This is a genomic window from Pantoea sp. X-Soil-YNGN-844, from assembly GCF_059730595.1.
On record NZ_AP036007.1, the window covers coordinates 2535714 to 2553839 of the forward strand.

The following is an 18126-nucleotide window of genomic DNA, read 5'->3' on the forward strand; positions in this document are numbered from 1 at the left end:
TTAATATCCTCGCGAACGGTCAATCTCACCGTGCAGCGGCTCGCCACACTGGTAGCGCCGCAGGTTCTCCAGCAGGGCCGCGATGGCGCTCTCATTCTGCGTCTGGCTGGCAATGTGCGGCGTCAGCCAGATGGCGGGATGGTGCCAGAAGGGATGGCCCGGCGGTAACGGCTCCGGTTCGGTGACGTCAATGACGGCGGCACGCAGCTGACCGCTCTCCAGTGCCCGCAGCAGATCGTCCTGATTCAGCTGCGGGCCGCGCCCGGCCTGCACCAGCGCCGCGCCGTGCGGTAGCTGGCTGAACAGCGACTGATTCAGCAAACCCTGGGTGGTGTCGGTTAGCGGCAGCAGGCAGACCAGAATCTCGCTATGCGCCAGGAAGTCAGCGAGTTGATCATTGCCATGCCAGCAGCGCACGCCGGGGCACTCGCGCGGTGTGCGGCTCCAGCCTGCGCAGTCAAAGCCCAGCGCCACCAGCTGCGCTAACGCGGCCTGCCCCAGTTCGCCCAGCCCCATCACGCCGACACGACGCTGCCCGGCAGGTATGGCTGCATGAGGCTGCCACTGCTGCTGCCGTTGCTGATGGAAATAGCGCGGCATGTCGCGATGCAGACCGAGCACCGCGAAGGTGACATATTCCACCATGCCCTGCGTCAGGCCCGGCTCGATCATTCTGATCACCGGCAGGTCAGGCGGCAGCGCGCTGAAGTCAAACTGGTCGGCACCCGCCCCCACCGAGAACAGCAGTTTCAGCCGGGGAAACAGTGCCGGAATGTCTTCGGGTGGCTGCCAGGCGACCAGCGCCTCAACCTGCTCCGGATCACCGGTCTCCGGCCAGAGATGCAGCTGAATATCAGGCGCATGTTCCGCAAGCCAGCGCTGCCAGATCCGGCCTCGTTCCGGCTCCGATTTATAGACGATATGCATCAGGCCATCGCCTGCGTCATCAGTCCAAATGCCTGCATACCCTGCGGCGTCCAGGGCGTGCCGCGCACCATGGTGGTGGGCGCATCGACCTGAGGAATACCAAGACTTTCAAGCCAGGCCGCCATCGGCAGCACGGCGTCGGTGTCGATGCGCAGAAATTCACCCTGCAGCGACTGCATCAGCGAGGCGACCAGTGCCTGAGCCATCGGAAAGTCTGCTGCGATCACCGGGCCTATCGCCCAGCCGTGACCAAAGCGGCGCAGGCTGGCAAAGCCCTGAATCTGCTGCTGCGTATCCTGCAACAGGACTGTCTGGCAGTCGCGCAGCAGATGCTCAATCAGGGCCGGGCGATGCATGCCGTGTGCCTGCTGATCCAGCGTCACCAGCGTGCCATGATCGTCTGCCGTCGCCGGGCGCAGTTTCAGCTCCTCGGGGATCACAACCTCTGGCAGCGTGGTCACGGCACGCGTCTGGTGCTGGCGGATCTCACCACAACTGACAAACCCAAGCTTCTCATACAGCCCTTTGCCCATTTCGGTGGCGTGCAGACGCACGTTAACGTCGGGCACTTTTTCCAGCTGCGCCAGCATCAGCTGCTTGCCCAAGCCGCGTCCCTGCTGCTGGTTATCGATAATCACCAGCCCCACCGTGGCGGCATGGTCACCCCAGCGCCAGAGCACCGCGCTGCCAATCAGTTTGCCCTGCTCTTCTATTACCGTGCCCTCGCCCAGCTGCAGCGCCAGCTGCCAGTCTTCACGGCGATGGGGCCATTTCAGCAGCTGCGTTAAGGTGAAACACGTTTCAATATCATCTGGCGTCATTGCGCGTATGGTCAGGCTCATTCGCGTTCTCCTTACATCATGCCTGGCGTTTCAAGTCCGCTGCCGTCAACCAGACGGCTGTAGCGGTATGGCTGAGGATCAACGATGGGTGTGGCGTCGGTCGCCAGGTCAGCCGCCAGTCGTCCGGCACCGGGTCCGATACCGAAGCCGTGGGCGCTGTAACCCGCCGAGAGCACCAGCCCCGGCAGTTTCGCCACGGTTGAGATCACCGGAATCGCGTCCGGGGTGCTGTCAATCATGCCGCCCCACGACTGCGCCAGCCGGAGATTCGCCAGCGCCGGATATTCACGCCGCATTGCCGCCAGGCCCTCTTCCACGATTTTTGCATCCGCTGCCGGATCGAGAATGCGCATCCGCTCAAACGGCGACTCGCGGTCGAATGACCAGCCCCCCATCGCTTCAGGGCCATTGAAGAACGGTGACAGGCCGAGATTCAGGGTCAGATTCTTGCGGCGGCTTTTAAAGGTCGGATAGAACTGACGGGCATAGCGCAGCCCCTGTGCGCCCGGCTCCAGACGACCGCGACCAGATACTGAGACGGTATAGCTGCCGTCCATTTGTGGGCGACAGGCAAAGCCCGGTGTGTAGAGCGGCATGGCGATCGCCTGCTCAATAGGCTGCGTGCGGAAGGCAGTGCCAATCACGTTGCCGAGCGGCAGGTCGATGCCGTGACGACGGCAGAACATGGAGGTCCAGGCCCCGGCGGCACAAATGACCCGGCTGGTTTTGATCAAACCGCGCTCGGTCCAGACGCCGCTGACCCGTCCGGCGGCGATATCCAGCCCGCGGACTGCGCACTGCTGAAACAGCAGTGCGCCCTTTTTCTGCGCGCCCGCTACCAGCCCTGGCGCGGCCAGGCGCGGCTCGGCGTGGCCATCGGTCGGCGACGAGAGACCGCCCAGCCAGTTTGTGGTGCTGCCGGGCGTCATCGCTTTGGCCTGCTCTGCGGTGAGTATCGAACTGCGCATGCCATAGCCTTTCGCCATCTGGTTCCACTTATCCCAGGCCGCGATATCCGACTCTTCCTGGGTGGCGTAAACCAGCCCGCTGCGGCGGAAACCCAGCTCTTCACCGGTTTCTTCATTTAGCTCACCCCAGCGTTGCAGCGCATAGATAATCAGCGGCAACTCACGCTCATCGCGGTTTTGCTGGCGGCACCAGCCCCAGTTGCGGCTCGACTGCTCAGCGCCGACCAGCCCTTTTTCAATCAGCACCACCTTCACTCCCTGCTTCGCCAGCTCCCAGGTGGCGGCGGCACCGGCGATACCGGCGCCAATCACCACCACATCGGCGGAATCGGGAAAGTCAGCACTGTCCTGTACATAACGAATCGGTGCGGGCATAACAAGATGACCTCTGTTGTCAGTATCGGGTCAGGCGCACGGCGACATCGCCGCTGTACGCTGACCCACGCCGCCTGCCTTGCACATCAGTGCTATGCAGACGGATAAATTCAGGTGCCCGTAAGGCTCAGCGGCCACTCACTCCGCTTTTAAAATCTCTTCATGTTCATCCAGCCAGCCCTGACGCAGCTCCGGCACCGCGCGTTTCAGCCGCTCGAAATACAACTCGCTGGTCGGCTTGTCGTAGTCATTGCGTGCCAGCTGGGTGACGATGCGACCGCTTTTCATCACCACAATTTCGTCGCACACCGCGCGCACCGCATGCATATCGTGGCTGATGAAGATCACCGAGAGTCCCAGTTCGCGGCGCAGTTCGCTGATCAGGTCGAGGACTGCGGCGGCGACCACTGTATCCAGCGCCGAGGTCACTTCATCGCACAAAATCAGATCCGGCTCCGCTGCCAGCGCACGCGCCAGATTGACGCGCTGCTTCTGACCGCCGGAGAGCGCCCAGGGACGCCGCCACAGCACGCTGCGCGGCAGCTGCACCAGATCCAGCAGCTGATAAAGGCGCTGCTGTCGGGCTGCCCCACTCAGGCCATGAAACAGCGTCAGCGGTCGCGACAGGATGCGCTCAACGCTATGGGCCGGATTCAGCGCGGTATCTGCCATCTGGAATACATACTGAATGCGCCGCAGCTCGTTGTCAGGACGTTTCTGCATATCGCCGGCAATATAGTGGCCGTTGAACAGAATATGGCCGTGGCTTGGCGCGTTGAGACCGGCAATCGCATGAGCCAGCGTCGTTTTGCCGGAGCCTGACTCGCCGATGATGCCAATCGCCTGCCCTTTCCACAGCTTAAGGTTAATCTCCTCAAGAATGCGTATTTTCGGCTGGCCGTCGCTGTCACGCGGGCCGTAACCGGCGTTAAGATCGCGCACTTCCAGCAGCGGCTGAATATCGGTGGCAGCCGGACACCAGTTGCTGGGCCGCTCTTTCTGCCGTGCTGCGTCCATCAGCAGTCGGGTGTACTCCGCCTGCGGCGCGCCAATCAGGTGCGCGGTGCTGCCATACTCCGCCATTTTACCGCGCAGCAGCACCAGAATCCGGTCAGCCATCTGCGCCACCACGGCCAGATCGTGACTGACGTAAATCGCGGTGACGCCGCGCTGCACCACCACGCGGCGAAACGCCTTCAACACTTCCACCTGCGTAGTGACATCCAGCGCGGTCGTGGGCTCATCCAGGATCACGACGTCGGGATCGCCAATCAGCGCCATCGCCGTCATCAGGCGCTGTAACTGACCGCCCGATACCTGGTGCGGGAACCGGTCGCCAATGGTTTCGGGATTGGGCAGCGCCAGCTCACGGAACAGGCCAATCGCTTTGGCTTTCGCGTCTTTGCGGGTCATCGTGCCGTGAATAACCACCGGCTCAATCACCTGGTCGAGGATCTTCATGCCCGGATTAAATGATGCCGCGGCGCTCTGGGCGATATAGGCGACCTTGTTGCCGCGAAACGCGCGCAGCTGGCCCGGCGTCAGGCTGTTAACGTCGGTGCCGGCAACGTGAATATTGCCCTCAGCGATGCGGCAGCCGTTGCGGGCATAGCCCATCAGTGCCATGGCAATAGTGGTTTTTCCGGAGCCGGATTCGCCAATCAGCGCCAGCACCTCGCCCTTCTGCACCGTGAAGTGAATGTCCGACACAAGGTCGAGCTCTTCACCGCGATCGGACTGCGCGGTGACGCGCAGTTTATCCACCGAAATCACCGGCATAGCGGTATGTGGTGTCACGTTCATGCTCCCTCCTTCGCCAGCGTCATCGGACGCATCGCCTGCAGGCTGTCAATAAACAGGTTGGCGCCAATGGTCAGGCTGGCAATTGCCAGTGCGGGCATCAGTACCGCGGGCGAGCCATCAAACAGCCCCTGCATATTTTCACGTACCAGCGTGCCCCAGTCAGCGTACGGCGGCTGCACCCCCAGGCCGAGGAAGCTCAGACCGCTCAGCAGCAGCACGATGTAGACAAAGCGCAGGCCAAAGTCCGTCAGCATCGGGTGCACCATGTTAGGCAGGATATCGTGAATGGCGATATACCAGCGGCTTTCGCCCCGCAGCCGTGACGCCCGGACGTAGTCCATGCTGCGCAGCGAGCTGGCCATGGCAAAAGCAATGCGGAATGCGCCCGGCCAGTAGGTGAATACCGCCGTCAGGATCAGCATGGGCAGCGAGGAGCCAAACACCGCGACAATCATCAGCGACAGCACTTTGCCCGGCAGTACCAGCAGGGCATCGTTGACGCGGCCCAGCAGTTCCTCCAGCCAGCGTCCCGTTACCGCCGCCAGCAGTGCCAGCAGCGTGCCGATCAGGCTGGCCAGCAGCGCCGCACTCAGGGCCAGGCCGATAGAGAATTTCGCGCCATAGAGAATACGGCTCAGCATGTCGCGCCCCAGGTAGTCGGTCCCCAGCAGGTTCTCGGCCGTCATGCCGCCCATCAGCGGGCCGCCGCCGATGTCATCAATGCTGTGCGGGGCCAGTGGCGTGCCAAACACCGCCATCAGCAGCCAGAACAGCGACATGATCAGACCCAGCCGGCCCGACCAGGAGAGCGACTGTAAGAAACGCCAGGGCAACAAGAGTGTATTCATGCGCTTCTCCATTTCGGGTTAAAGGCGATAGTCAGAATGTCGGCCGCCAGCAGCAGAACCAGGTAGCAGGCGGCGAACAGCATCACGCAGAGCTGCACCACCGGCAGGTCGCGGTTGCTGACCGCATCCACCAGCTGGCTGGCCAGACCGGGATAGCTGAAGATGGTTTCGATGATGATCACCCCGCCAAACAGATAGGAGAGGCTGAGAGAGATCGCGTTGGCGATGGGTCCGACCGCGTTGGGCAGTGCGTGACGTAATACCGCGCGGAGCGGCGACACCCCTTTCAGCAGCGCCATCTCCAGGTAGGGGCTGTCGAGCTGGTTGATAATGGCGGCCCGCGTCATGCGGGCCATCTGCGCCACCAGCACACAGCAGAGCGTCAGCACCGGCAGCGCATAGGCTTTGAGGTAGCTCAGCAGGTCGCTGTCCGGACTGCCGAACGACATCGCCGACACCCAGTGCAGTTTGACGGCGAAAATCAGCACCGCCACGGTCGCGACCAGGAACTCCGGCACGGCCACCGTCGCCATGGTGCCGATAACCAGCGCCCGATCAAGTCTTGAACCGCGGTTCATCGCCGCGATAATGCCGATAATCAGCGCCAGCGGCACGCAGATCAGCGTGGTGATGCCCGCCAGTTCGAAGGTGGCAGGTATGCGCTGCGCCACCAGCTGCGAGACCGGCAGATGGCTGGCAAACGAGATGCCAAAGTCACCCTGCACCATACCCGTCAGCCAGTGGAGATAGCGGACCAGTAGAGGCTGATCGAGACCCAGCTGCTGCCGTAACGCCGCCACCGTTTCCGGCGTGGCGTTCTGGCCGAGGATCATCTGCGCCGCGTCACCCGGCAGCAGGCTGGTGATGAAAAACACCACCGCCGAGACGATAAGCAACGTCAGGATGCCGGCACCAATGCGCCGGGCAATCAGGAACAGCATGTATCGGTTCATCGGCGAACTCCTTATAAATAGCCTGATGGGACAGGCTGAGATCAGGCGGTCAGCCAGGCAAACTCATGGAAGCGATAGCCCATCATCATGCCTGACGGCCAGGCTTCGACCCCTTTGACCTTTTTGTTGTAGCCATCGGTGGAGCTGATAAAGGTCGGGATGATCGTGCCGCAGTGGTCATAAATCAGCGTCTGCATGTCGCCATACATTTGCTTGCGCTTTGCCTGATCGCGTTCTCCGCGCGCGGCGACCACCAGCTGATCAAACTGCGGATTTTTCCAGCCCGACTCGTTATTCGGTGCGGTAGAGAGATAAAACTGTGAGAAGAGCATGTCGAGCGTCGGACGCGGATTTATCGAGCCATATCCCACCGGATCTTTCATCCAGTGCGAAGACCAGTAACCGTCATACGGCACGCGTCGCACTTTTATGTTCAGCCCCGCCCCGCGTGCCATCTGCTGGATCATCTGCCCGCCTTCGTTCGCCCCTTCAATGTTGGGCGTCGTGATGATCTCTACCGTAGCGCCCGCCATGCCCGCTTTTTTAATGTGGAACTTCGCTTTTTCTATATCGAGCGGACGCGGTTTGAGATCGGCGTTGTAAAGCGGATGCCACGGCGGCACCGGGGTGTCATTACTGACGTCGCCGTAACCCTGCAGTACCGTTTTCACCAGCATTTCGCGCGCCTGCAGATATTTCATCGCCAGCACGAAATCTTCGTTGTTACCTGGCTTCACGTCGGTGCGGATAATCAGGTTGGTGTACATGCCTGATTTGCTTTCCAGTATGCCAAACTCGCTGCTGGCTTTAATGCGTTTGCAGTCCGCGGCGCTCAGGGTGGAGACCATCTGCAGATCACCCGACATCAGGGCATTGACACGCGCCGCGTTGTCAGTGACGCCAATCAGCTCCACCTCATCCAGATGCGGCAGGCCGGGCTTGTAGTAGTTGGGATTTTTGGTGCCGATGGTGCGCGTGCCTGGCATAAAGGTTTTGCAGACAAACGGACCGGTGCCGATGCCTTTACTGAAATCGGTGGTGCCGTCTTTGACAATCAAAAACGGCGGCGTCGCCAGCATGTAAGGGACGTCGAAGTTGGCGCTGTTCAGCTCCAGCTGTACCTCATTATCATTGACCGCACTGAAGGTTTTGAACTGATCGGCCAGCTTGAAGGCGATTGAGGCGATGGCCGGATCTTTGTGTCGGCTGAGCGAGAAGATCACATCTTTAGCGGTCAGCGGTTTGCCATCATGGAAGGTGACGCCCTTACGCAGTTTAATATGCCAGGTGATGCCGTCGCTGGATTCCACTGATTCGGCCAGCGCCGGTTGGGCCATCAGGTTTTTGTCCAGTTCGGTCAGGCCGCTGTAGAACATAAACTGACGGGTATAGTCCGCGCTGTTGTTACTTTTCGCCGGATCGAGTGTGTCGGTAGCGGAGGCATTCGACATTGCCGCCCGCAGTTTACCGCCTTTGACCGGCTTGTCTTCGGCCAGTGCCGCCCCGGAAAAGCCCACCAGCCCGCTGCTCATCACCGCACCGGCGGAAAGAATCTTCATCAGGCTGCGACGTGACAGCGAGCCTTCGGTGATCATGCGCGTCAGTGCCGGATTTACCGCATCAGCGTCGTTATTATCAAATTTACTCATCTCTCTACCCTCAATAGTCAGGCGAACCGGGATCATGTTCTGGCAGTGCTGGCAACCTGGCGGCCAGCACCCGACGGGACGTTAAGAAAGGCGATCCTTTGCTTTGTAATAGAGTCCTGCGAGCGGTAAAAACCATGGCTTACCGTGATAACCGGGCAGCGCGGGCCATGCGTCGCGCTGCCAGGGATTTTCAGTGCGCTTTTCGGCCAGCAGATCGGCCATTACCCGTCCCATCCACACCGACATCTGCGTGCCGTGGCCGCTGTAGCCCAGCGAATAGAAGAGGCCATCCTGTTCACCCGCATGCGGCAGACGGTCGGCGGTCATATCGACCATGCCGCCCCAGCAGTAATCCAGCGCTGCCTGGCCGAGCTGCGGCAGCATCTGCGTCATCGCGTGGCGCAGGATCTCGCCGCTGCGCGAATCAGAGGTCGGGTTGCTGACCGCAAACCGCGCCCGGCCGCCAAACACCAGCCGGCTGTCGGCAGTGGTGCGGAAGTAGTTGCCGATATTCAGCGACGTCACGTAGGTCCGATTGTTGGGCAGCACCTGGCGCAGCAGCAACGGGTCGAGCGCTTCCGTCACCACAATAAAGCTGCCGACCGGCACGATGCGGCGCTGAAACCAGGGAAAAGGGCCGACGTTGGAGCAGCCGGTCGCCATCAGCACCTTATCCGCCAGAAGGGTGCCGTTTGCAGTGTGAATCCGGTGCTGATAGCCCTTCAGACGTTCCAGCTTCATCACGGCATGATGCGGATAAATCTTCGCCCCGCTGCGCGCGGCAGCTTCAGCCAGCCCGATGCCAAACTTGCCCATGTGCATCTGACCACCACGCTTCTGCAGCAGGCCGCCGTAGAAATCGTCGCTGGCGATCTCGTCGCGCACCGCCGTTTTGTCGAGCAGTTCGATCTCCGGGTCCACGGTGCGGCGCATCAGTTCATACGCCTCCCGCAGCCCGGCGACATGCGAGGCTTTACTGGCGAGCTTAAGTTTGCCGCACAGCCGAAAGTCGCAGTCGATCGCTTCATCCTGAATCAGTTGCTGGACGTAGCTCACCGCGTCGTCAAATGCCCGATAGAAGCGGCTGGCCTGCTCCAGGCCCTGACTCGCCACCAGCGAGGCGAAGTTCTGCGCCACACCGGTATTGCAGTGACCGCCGTTGCGCGCCGATGCCTGGCTCATGACGTCGCCACTCTCCAGCAGCACCACGCTGATGCCGCTGCGCGCCAGGTTAAGGGCTGCCGAGACGCCGGTGAAGCCGCCGCCAATCACCACCACGTCCGCCTGGGCGGGCAGCGGTTCGCGGGCAGCACCGGCAAAGGCCGGAGCCGTGGCCTGCCAGAACGATTCCAGTTTCATGGGGGGTTCCTCAGAGTCCGACGACGCCAGGCAGGCCGCCGATATCTTTGATTTCGGTGTACTGGTAGTACGGGTTCGCCGGTTCATGACCGCGATTGACCCAGACTTTGTTTTTGATGCCGAGATCGTAGGCGGTCATCAGGTCATAGCGGAAGCTGGAGGAGACGTGCAGGATCTCTTCCGGGCCGCAGCCAAGCTTATCCAGCATGTACTCGAAGCCCTTCATCTGCGGTTTGTAGGCACCCGCCTCTTCCGCCGTGATGGTCATGTGGATCGGTGCGCCCAGACGCGGTATATGGTGCGGGATCAGGTCTTTCATCGAGTTGGTCAGCAGCACCAGCGGAAACTCTTTTGCGACTTTCGCCAGCCCGGCCGGCACGTCGGGATGCGGACCCCAGCTGGCGCAATCGGTGTAAATGAAGTCGCTGTCGGCTTTATCCCACTCAACGCCCCACTTTTTGCAGGTTCGCTGGATCGCATTGCTGACCACGTCGTAATAAGGTTTCCATGCGCCGAGCACCTCATCCAGCCGGTAGCTGGCAAAGTCGGTGGTGAAGGCATGCATGGCTTCAGGGTCGACGCGGTCGCTGAAACAGCGTTCCGCCGCACCGGCCATATCGAAGCGAATCAGCGTGCCGTAACAGTCAAACGTGATGAATTTCGGTTTAAACAGTGCCATGTAACACCCTCGTCTTGTCAGTTGCGCTTAGAAATCGATGAGTACGCTCTTCTGGCGCTGGCAGGCCTGAAACGCCTGACGCCCTAAATCTTTACCAATGCCGGAGCCGAGAAAGCCACCGGTGGGAATGATGAAGTCGCCGGAGCGGCCATAGCGGTTAATCCAGACGGTGCCTGCGTCAATCGCCCGCATCGCCCGCAGCGCGCGTGGCAGGCTCAGGGTGTGGACACCGGCGCAGAGGCCATAGGTGTCGTGTGCTGCCATCGCCAGCCCCTGCTCTTCATCATTAAACGTCTGTACCGTCAGCACCGGGCCAAAAATCTCCTGCTGAACCGCCGGGTTATCCTGCGATACATGGCTCAGCAGCGTCGGCTGCCAGAACCAGCCGTTGTCGGTGTCGGCAAAGCGCTCTCCGCCCACCAGCACCTCTGCGCCCTGCGCTTTTGCGGCTTCAATGACCGAGCAGACTTTGTTGCCCTGACGTTCATCGATCAGCGGCGCGTAGCGGCTGCCCTCCTGCCAGGTAACGCCCGGTTTCACTTCCCGGCAAAGCTGGGCCAGCCGCTCAACCAGCGGATCGGCAATATTGCGCTGCACAATAAGACGGGTACCCGCCACGCAGGCCTGACCGCCGTTGGCGGTGAAGCCGCGCAGAATGCGCTGAGCCAGCACCTCAAGGTCACCCGCATCATCAAACACCAGCTGCGGGCTTTTGCCGCCCAGTTCCAGCGTCACCGGTTTCATGCCGTGCTGTGCAGCATCGCTCATGATGCGCGCGCCGGTCAGGGTCGAGCCGGTAAACGAGACTTTGCGCACCAGTGGATGTTTCACCAGCGCGCTGCCGGTCACCGCGCCACTGCCCTGCACAATGTTCAGCACGCCCGCTGGCAAACCCGCCTGAATCGCCAGTTCGGCCATGCGCACCGTCGAAAACGGGGTCAGTTCAGAGGGTTTCAGCACCACCGCATTGCCTGCTGCCAGCGCCGGTCCGCATTTCCACGACGCCATCGACAGCGGGAAATTCCACGGAGTAATCGCGGCGATGACGCCATAGGGTTCCGCAATCAGCATGCCGAGGCTGCTGTCGCGGGTGGGAAAGAGATCGCCGCTGTATTTGTCGGCGCATTCGGCGTAAAAGCGAATTGCTTCGGCGGTAAACGGAATTTCGTGCAGCACCACGTCGCTGATGGGCCGCGTTGAACCCAGCGCTTCCAGCTGAGCCAGCAGCGCATCCTGCTCAATCAGGTCAGCCCAGCGGCGTAACACGCGACCGCGTTCACGCGGCGGACAGCCAGACCAGCCACTGGTTTTCAGCGCCTGATGCGCCACGGTGACGGCACGATCAACATCCTGCGGCGTGGCGTCCTGCAGCGTGGCATAGACCCTGCCATCAGAGGGACGTTTAACCTCAAAGGCTGCGCCCTGGCTCTGGCAGTGCTGGCCGCCAATATAATGGCCAGCCGGAAGAGAAACTTTTTCAGGGTCGAAACTTAACATGGAAGAATTCCTTATTTGTAACACCCATCAGTTGCTGGCTTATTAGCGTTTTTAACTGGCGATTTCTGCGCTGTTAATAAGCTAATGCAGAAAGTATGCCAGCCGGGCAAAAAATAAAAATGCGTTTAAAACAGCGCAAAAAAATTTTCTGCCGTATTACCGGGGTAATTTTTGCGGATTTGCCGAACAATTAAACAGATGATTTACTTCACAAAATTTATGCGCCCTGCTGGTGCAACCTGCACGGAAATTGCACCAAAGCGGATATTCCGGCTCAGGCTGCTCACTTCTGCGCTCATGACACACCGATTTACCGACCGGCCTCACATCCCTGATAAATTCTTTACTTTTTAAAGAGGATTATTTGACGCCCCAGAAATAATTCTGTGCGTCAGGCAAAAAAAAAACGCCAGCCGGATCGTCCGGCTGGCGTTCAGGTCATATTTAATTACAGACTGCCAATGTGAAACGTTTTCTGTTCCAGATATTCATCAATTCCGTAGCGGGATCCTTCCCGGCCAATACCGGAAAGTTTCACGCCACCAAAGGGAGCAACTTCAAGAGAAATCGCGCCGGTATTAAAGCCGATCATGCCAAACTCCAGCGCCTCCGCCACCCGCCAGGCACGCCGGATATTTTCGGTAAAGAAGTAGGCGCCCAGGCCGTAAGGCGTGTCATTTGCCATCACAATCGCCTCCTCTTCATTATCAAAGATAAACAGGGGCGCGACCGGACCGAATGTTTCTTCATGGGCGATGCGCATGCTGGACGTGACCTCGCCGAGCACCGTGGGCTGAACAAAAGTACCATTATCCTGGCTGATGCCGCCGGTCAGCAGCGTGGCCCCCTGGCTGAGCGCATCATCGATGTGACCATTCACTTTTTCTACCGCGCGGGGGTTGATCAGCGGACCAATGGTGCTGTCGGGCGCAAAACCATCGCCCACTTTCAGAGTGGCGACTGCCTCCAGCAGTCGCGCGGTGAAGCGCGGATAGATATTGCGCTGCACCAGGATGCGGTTGGCGCAGACGCAGGTCTGCCCGGCGTTGCGGAACTTGCTGAGCATGACACCCGCGACCGCAATCTCAATGTCGGCATCATCGAACACGATCAGCGGCGCGTTGCCGCCCAGCTCCAGGCTCAGACGTTTGATGCTGTCAGCGCTCTGCTGCATTAATAACTGCCCGATGCGGGTCGAGCCGGTAAAGGAGATTTTACGTACCGTACGGCTACCAGTCAGTGCCGCGCCAATCTCCGTGGGCAGGCCGGTGAGTACCTGTAATACGCCTGACGGGAAACCGGCACGCTCTGCCAGTACTGCCAGCGCCAGCGCCGAGAGCGGCGTTAATTCAGAAGGCTTGACGATAATCGGGCATCCGGCGGCCAGCGCGGGGGCCACCTTGCGGGTGATCATCGCAATCGGGAAGTTCCAGGGTGTGATGGCGGCGGCAACGCCTACCGGCTGTTTCAGCACCAGAATGCGCCGGTCATCGCTGGGCGCAGGAATGGTGTCGCCATAGATACGGCGCGCCTCTTCCGCGAACCATTTCACAAAACTGGCTCCGTAGAGTACTTCACCTCTGGCTTCCGCCAGCGGTTTTCCCTGCTCGGCGGTCATGATGATCGCCAGGTCGTCAGCATGTTCAATAATCAGCTGATGCCATTTTTCCAGCAGTGCGGCACGGCTGGCGTTAGTGGTTTTTCCCCAGCTGATGCGAACCGTTTCCGCATAGGCTATCGCCTGCTCTGTTTCCGCACGGCCCAGCGCCGGTATGGTCGCCAGCGTTTCGCCCGTGGCGGGATCGGTAACCGGCAGAGTGGCACCCTGATGTGCATCCTGCCAGCGTCCGGCAAACAGCGCCTGCTGGCGCAGCAGATCGCTGTCTTTAAGTTGTAATCGCGACATAACATCCCCTTGTGGTCAGCTGATTCCACTTTATCGCGCCGGGTCAGCGCAGGATGTTGTTGTACGGGGTCAGAAAGGTCGCTAAGCGAGTTTTTCGCGGGGATTTGAAATTTTATGCTGCGCGGAAATGGGCGCGCATCCGGTGGGATGCGCACGCGCCTTAAATCTGGAAGTCGATGACGGGTTCGTCATCATTACTGTAGGAGAGTGCCTGACGTTTGATCTCCTCCAGCGACAGGTTGGCATTGCAGAGTTCCAGGAACTGCCAGACGTAATTGCGCTGCAGCTGTCCCCGCTTGAGGCCGAGCCAGACGGTGCTGGCATCAAACAGATGCGTGGCGTCGATGCGTACCAGCTCTTCACTCTCTTCCGTTTCACACGCCTGATCGGCCAGTATCCCGACGCCCAGACCAAGTTTAACGTAGGTTTTCACCACGTCGGAGTCCTGGGCGCTGAGCACAATGTCCGGTTTTAAACCCGCCGACTGGAAGGCACGGTCAACCCGCGAACGACCGGTGATACCCTGGCGGTAAGTAATGAGGGGATAACGGCTGAGGGTGCTCAGTGAAACCGGTTGATTCTGCACCAGCTCATGGTCTTTCGGCACCAGCAACGCATGATGCCAGCTGAACCAGGGGAATGCCGCCAGACTGCTGTTATTGACCAGCATTTCACTGGCGATGCCGATGTCCGCTTCACCCGCCAGCAGCATGGTGACAATTTCCTGCGGCGATCCCTGATTGAGTTCCAGACGAACGTTGGGATAGAGCTGACGAAACGCTTTAATGATTTTCGGCAGGCTGTAGCGCGCCTGAGTATGGGTCGTTGCAATAGTCAGAATGCCGCTGGTTTCATTGGTAAAGACATCGGCCAGCCGCCGCACTTTTCCCGCTTCATCCAGGATGCGTTCGGCGATCGTCAGCAGCGCTTTACCCGGTTCGGTCATTCCCAGCAGGCGCTTACCGCGACGAATAAAAATCTCAACACCCAGTTCATCTTCCAGGTCACGAATGTGCCGACTGACACCTGACTGGGAGGTAAACAGCGTGTTAGCGACTTCCGTTAAGTTAAACTCACAGCGGGCCGCCTCGCGGATGATTTTAAGCTGCTGGAAATTCACGACATTTACCTCCTTTTACATAATCTGATTCCCTGATGTTAAGAACTATTATTGATAACAGGAAATACTAAAAAATTTGGCTTTATGACTTTAGGGAATATACAAATTGAGAAAGAGCGGTATTCAGAAGGTTGAGGCAGGCGGCCGGACTTCAGTTTCTGACTGAAACCCGGCCTGGTGGAGAAGCTATTTCACCGGAGTTGATAGTTTACGCATTCTGGCCATATCTGCTTTCCACTCTTCATAGCTTGCTTCAAGGATCCAAAGACAGGTCGAACCTTTGTCTGTTGTCAGTAGCGCCATACGTGTTAGTTGATAAAAATCCTCAATAGCGGCTGTCGGACGCTCAGCCGGAATGCTGCAGATAATGTCTGTACCTGCCATATGGGGCCACGTTCTGCCGTCAATAACGCGTAACGTCTCCAGCACGGCCGGGGTATTCTTCGCCAGAGCAGAGGCCAGAGCATCTTCCAGCCGGATTGCCTGCTGAACATCAGCTGTCGCTGCCAACTGCGGTACCCTGGCAAGCCAGCCCTGCTCTCCTGATGCAATGCCCTTTATTGGATCTTCACGGTCGGGTGTGTTTGCTCCCGCCCAGACCAGACAGGGCAGAAGGCTAATCAGTATCAGATTTTTCATCGGACCACCTCCAGCGTCCCGCCTTCCCGCAGCACACGTCGCCGGGTCGCAAATGACATAATGATGCAGCCTTGTGAGGCATAACCCGCTGGCTTATTCACCCTTTCACCATGAATGCGGAACGCCGAACGGCCAAAAGATTCTCCGGATGTCTGCTCCAGAATAATGGTCAGGGGTCCTTTGGATGTCGAGTGTCCTGCAATTCTGTACGTTCCCTGTGGGAGGGGTCCCATTCCTCTGACGTGCTGGCGATCGGGATTATTTTTATTAGTCAGATTTCCTGAGTAGCCAACCTCAATAAATTCACTGTTATGGTATAAGCGACCCGTGCTTTGCTCATATCTCCATGTCATCGTTATATTCCTTTATGCGGTTACTCGTTCATTCCAGCTGTCCGAGTGGATAATGTTTCCGTCTGCATATCGCCAGGTTATTTTTTCGTAAATCAGCTCTACCGCTTCCAGATGATTACGCGCCTCACCATAGCGGGATTGAACGTCATATATTATCGGTCCCACACAGATAACGGTTACGCCTTCCATCAGGGTAGTGAAATATTCAACTTCCTGCCCTGCGTCATTTATCCGGTAGAACCGTATTTCTGCTGAGCGAAGCTTTTGACCTGAGGTCACAGCCCTGTAAAGCCAGGGACTGGACTTATCGATCTCTTTATCAAAGCTGTAAGAGGAGTGTTCGCGGACAGCTGTTGTTTTACCCGTCACGTTGTCTGTTGAGAGCATGATGCCGTGATTCAGGCCGAGGACTTCAATTGCGCCTTCACGACCTGCCACATTAACGGATCCAGCAATCATGTTGTTACCGTCATCTTTGAGCCAGAGATAAGCTGGAATAGCCATAGTTTTAAACTCCCTTTAAAAAACAAAGCCAGCATCCAATCTGCTGACAACCCCGCTACATTCATAGCTTGATTAAACTATACCCCGGCAAACATCAGATCAATTTTCATACAGTAGCAAAAAAGCCTGATTAACACTTTATTGTTCCAGATATAAAAAACCTGAAATAATCCGGTATCACAGATATAAAAACGAACCCAAAAGCTAATCAGAATAGTTTGACCATCGCGCAGCCATCTTTTACGGCAACCGGGATTCATCACCCGTGAAATAACATTTAGATGATGTTGTAGTAGATAAGATTTGTTCGGTTCATCCAACAGACAATTTGAAGAAAAAGAAGTACAGAAATCACAGGCGGGGTTTTGTGAGAGGCATCCGTAGCGCTGAGGAACAACCGGAGGCGAGGATGAGCCGACAGGACGTCGGCGAAAGGACGGTTCGCGCCAGGGATGGCGCGTCCGGACGGTCCGCTGGCCGCAGGGCGTGACGAAGGCACCCCGCGAAGTGGGGCGCGCAGGCTGCCGGACGCCGGGATTGTTAAGGGGCGGGCGTCCGCCCCTTGACGCGTCCGCCTGCACGGAGAACCTGAAACTCTCCACCGCCTGGCGGGCGTAACCTGCTCAGACTCAGACCGCTGCAAAGCGCGCCCCCTACCCCACTAACATCAGCTCCCGCTCCTCGCTCAGCGGCTTATTCAGCAGCGACAGCAGGATATTTTTCACGGCCTGTGCAGAAGGCGACAGCGGCAGACGGGCTGAGATGTTCAGCGACAGCGGAAGACTCAGTGACGGGCTGTTGATGCGTGACATCCAGGCATCGGTTGAACCTACCAGCGCACGGGCGGCCGATTCAGGTAATACGGTGACACCCATGCCGCTGGAAATGGCTGCGGTCAGGGTTGAAATCGATTCGATCTCACCAATGATACGCGCACTCAGACGACGCAGTGAAAATGCCTCATCAACCCGTTTGCGCACTGCGCTGTAGTCGCGTGGTAAAAACAGGCTCATCTGCGCCACATCGGCCAGATCGACGCTGGCACCAGGGTAGTCGGTAGCGCCGACCAGGAAGAGATCTTCTTTCATCAGCGGCATGCTGTTGATGCCGGCAGTCGGTGCACGATCGTAAAGCACCGCCATATCCAGCTGACCGTTCATCACTTTCTCATTCAGCACGCTGCCGCTGTTTTCGTGCAGGTAGACCAGTACTTCAGGAAACTGATCGCGAACGGTTTGCAGCAGCGGCATGGTCAGCGAGGAGGCTGCTGTGCCGGGTGCCAGACCAATTGATACCTGGCCGCTCAGCACCTGACCGGCATTAATGACCGCCGTCTGGGCCTGCTCGCACTGGCGCAGAATAGTACGCGCATGACCATAGAGAATCTTTCCGGCTTCCGTTGGCGTGACGCCGCGCTTGGTGCGGATCAGGAGTTGCTGATCCAGCTCATTCTCCAGCGTTGCCACCTGCTGACTGAGTGCAGGCTGCGCGATGTGCAGCACTTCCGCTGCCTGCGTCAGACTGCCGATATCGACGATTTTCACGAAGTACTTCAGTCGTCTTAAATTCATCTTGCCTCCGTCACTTACCCTGAATAGCGAAAGGGGTCTGGCCCATCGCTCTGATGACAGAGATTTTGCAAGATGCAGGCCAGGTTTAAATCCTGCGCCTTGCCCGTAAGCCAGATTTTTCCTAACGGCCCGG

The 18126-nt window shown here is 58.6% G+C and carries 16 protein-coding genes; all 16 read right to left on the reverse strand.

The window, feature by feature from the left end; genetic code table 11:
- The 16 genes from AC6I8C_RS11915 to nac all read right to left on the reverse strand — a co-directional run bounded on the left by AC6I8C_RS11915 (position 1) and on the right by nac (position 17993).
- Positions 1 to 927 carry a 2-hydroxyacid dehydrogenase gene (locus AC6I8C_RS11915; protein ID WP_497822588.1) on the reverse strand — a complete coding sequence of 309 codons (927 nt, stop codon included), beginning with the start codon at positions 925 to 927 and terminating at the stop codon, positions 1 to 3.
- Complete coding sequence (locus AC6I8C_RS11920; protein ID WP_497822589.1) at positions 927 to 1769, reverse strand: GNAT family N-acetyltransferase; 843 nt, start codon at positions 1767 to 1769, stop codon at positions 927 to 929. Before AC6I8C_RS11920 ends, AC6I8C_RS11915 begins: the two co-directional genes overlap by 1 nt.
- An 11-nt stretch (positions 1770 to 1780) precedes the next feature.
- A complete protein-coding gene (locus AC6I8C_RS11925; RefSeq protein ID WP_497822590.1) occupies positions 1781 to 3112 on the reverse strand; it encodes an NAD(P)/FAD-dependent oxidoreductase in 1332 nt (443 codons plus the stop codon).
- A 138-nt stretch (positions 3113 to 3250) separates the two neighbouring features.
- On the reverse strand, positions 3251 to 4915 hold the full coding sequence (locus AC6I8C_RS11930; RefSeq protein ID WP_497822591.1) for an ABC transporter ATP-binding protein: 1665 nt from the start codon (positions 4913 to 4915) through the stop codon (positions 3251 to 3253).
- Complete coding sequence (locus AC6I8C_RS11935) at positions 4912 to 5763, reverse strand: ABC transporter permease (RefSeq protein WP_497822592.1); 852 nt, start codon at positions 5761 to 5763, stop codon at positions 4912 to 4914. Before AC6I8C_RS11935 ends, AC6I8C_RS11930 begins: the two co-directional genes overlap by 4 nt.
- The gene (locus AC6I8C_RS11940) at positions 5760 to 6716 is read right to left on the reverse strand and encodes an ABC transporter permease (protein ID WP_013358372.1); all 957 of its coding nucleotides are present in this window, start codon (positions 6714 to 6716) and stop codon (positions 5760 to 5762) included. Before AC6I8C_RS11940 ends, AC6I8C_RS11935 begins: the two co-directional genes overlap by 4 nt.
- 41 nt (positions 6717 to 6757) lie before the next feature.
- Positions 6758 to 8365, reverse strand: a complete 1608-nt coding sequence (locus AC6I8C_RS11945; RefSeq protein ID WP_497822593.1) for an ABC transporter substrate-binding protein — start codon at positions 8363 to 8365, stop codon at positions 6758 to 6760.
- Positions 8366 to 8446: 81 nt separating this feature from the next.
- Positions 8447 to 9724, reverse strand: coding sequence for an NAD(P)/FAD-dependent oxidoreductase (locus AC6I8C_RS11950; RefSeq protein WP_497822594.1), 1278 nt, complete (start codon positions 9722 to 9724; stop codon positions 8447 to 8449).
- A gap of 10 nt (positions 9725 to 9734) precedes the next feature.
- Entirely contained in the window at positions 9735 to 10403 is a 669-nt protein-coding gene (locus tag AC6I8C_RS11955; protein ID WP_201253101.1) for a haloacid dehalogenase type II, read from the reverse strand.
- A 27-nt stretch (positions 10404 to 10430) separates the two neighbouring features.
- A complete protein-coding gene (locus AC6I8C_RS11960) occupies positions 10431 to 11900 on the reverse strand; it encodes an aldehyde dehydrogenase family protein (RefSeq protein ID WP_497822595.1) in 1470 nt (489 codons plus the stop codon).
- Between the two features lie 448 nt (positions 11901 to 12348).
- Complete coding sequence (locus AC6I8C_RS11965) at positions 12349 to 13806, reverse strand: NAD-dependent succinate-semialdehyde dehydrogenase (protein ID WP_497822596.1); 1458 nt, start codon at positions 13804 to 13806, stop codon at positions 12349 to 12351.
- A 160-nt stretch (positions 13807 to 13966) separates the two neighbouring features.
- Positions 13967 to 14926 carry an HTH-type transcriptional regulator Cbl gene (cbl, locus tag AC6I8C_RS11970; RefSeq protein ID WP_013358380.1) on the reverse strand — a complete coding sequence of 320 codons (960 nt, stop codon included), beginning with the start codon at positions 14924 to 14926 and terminating at the stop codon, positions 13967 to 13969.
- Positions 14927 to 15112: 186 nt separating this feature from the next.
- Positions 15113 to 15565: a hypothetical protein gene (locus tag AC6I8C_RS11975; protein WP_497822597.1), complete on the reverse strand. Its 453-nt coding sequence runs from the start codon at positions 15563 to 15565 to the stop codon at positions 15113 to 15115.
- Positions 15562 to 15918, reverse strand: a complete 357-nt coding sequence (locus AC6I8C_RS11980) for a tlde1 domain-containing protein (RefSeq protein WP_497822598.1) — start codon at positions 15916 to 15918, stop codon at positions 15562 to 15564. Before AC6I8C_RS11980 ends, AC6I8C_RS11975 begins: the two co-directional genes overlap by 4 nt.
- Positions 15919 to 15930: 12 nt before the next feature.
- The gene (tssD, locus tag AC6I8C_RS11985) at positions 15931 to 16422 is read right to left on the reverse strand and encodes a type VI secretion system tube protein TssD (protein ID WP_497822599.1); all 492 of its coding nucleotides are present in this window, start codon (positions 16420 to 16422) and stop codon (positions 15931 to 15933) included.
- 653 nt (positions 16423 to 17075) lie between these two features.
- Positions 17076 to 17993, reverse strand: coding sequence for a nitrogen assimilation transcriptional regulator NAC (gene nac / locus AC6I8C_RS11990; protein ID WP_033783480.1), 918 nt, complete (start codon positions 17991 to 17993; stop codon positions 17076 to 17078).
- Positions 17994 to 18126 lie beyond the last annotated feature (133 nt).

What these genes read in the sequence shown, in the direction of transcription:
- AC6I8C_RS11915 (WP_497822588.1), bottom strand. Translation starts at nt 927, where the DNA reads ATGCATATCGTCTATAAATCGGAGCCGGAACGAGGCCGGATCTGGCAG.
- AC6I8C_RS11920 (WP_497822589.1), bottom strand. Translation starts at nt 1,769, where the DNA reads ATGAGCCTGACCATACGCGCAATGACGCCAGATGATATTGAAACGTGT.
- AC6I8C_RS11925 (WP_497822590.1), bottom strand. Translation starts at nt 3,112, where the DNA reads ATGCCCGCACCGATTCGTTATGTACAGGACAGTGCTGACTTTCCCGAT.
- AC6I8C_RS11930 (WP_497822591.1), bottom strand. Translation starts at nt 4,915, where the DNA reads ATGAACGTGACACCACATACCGCTATGCCGGTGATTTCGGTGGATAAA.
- AC6I8C_RS11935 (WP_497822592.1), bottom strand. Translation starts at nt 5,763, where the DNA reads ATGAATACACTCTTGTTGCCCTGGCGTTTCTTACAGTCGCTCTCCTGG.
- AC6I8C_RS11940 (WP_013358372.1), bottom strand. Translation starts at nt 6,716, where the DNA reads ATGAACCGATACATGCTGTTCCTGATTGCCCGGCGCATTGGTGCCGGC.
- AC6I8C_RS11945 (WP_497822593.1), bottom strand. Translation starts at nt 8,365, where the DNA reads ATGAGTAAATTTGATAATAACGACGCTGATGCGGTAAATCCGGCACTG.
- AC6I8C_RS11950 (WP_497822594.1), bottom strand. Translation starts at nt 9,724, where the DNA reads ATGAAACTGGAATCGTTCTGGCAGGCCACGGCTCCGGCCTTTGCCGGT.
- AC6I8C_RS11955 (WP_201253101.1), bottom strand. Translation starts at nt 10,403, where the DNA reads ATGGCACTGTTTAAACCGAAATTCATCACGTTTGACTGTTACGGCACG.
- AC6I8C_RS11960 (WP_497822595.1), bottom strand. Translation starts at nt 11,900, where the DNA reads ATGTTAAGTTTCGACCCTGAAAAAGTTTCTCTTCCGGCTGGCCATTAT.
- AC6I8C_RS11965 (WP_497822596.1), bottom strand. Translation starts at nt 13,806, where the DNA reads ATGTCGCGATTACAACTTAAAGACAGCGATCTGCTGCGCCAGCAGGCG.
- AC6I8C_RS11975 (WP_497822597.1), bottom strand. Translation starts at nt 15,565, where the DNA reads ATGAAAAATCTGATACTGATTAGCCTTCTGCCCTGTCTGGTCTGGGCG.
- AC6I8C_RS11980 (WP_497822598.1), bottom strand. Translation starts at nt 15,918, where the DNA reads ATGACATGGAGATATGAGCAAAGCACGGGTCGCTTATACCATAACAGT.
- tssD (WP_497822599.1), bottom strand. Translation starts at nt 16,422, where the DNA reads ATGGCTATTCCAGCTTATCTCTGGCTCAAAGATGACGGTAACAACATG.
- nac (WP_033783480.1), bottom strand. Translation starts at nt 17,993, where the DNA reads ATGAATTTAAGACGACTGAAGTACTTCGTGAAAATCGTCGATATCGGC.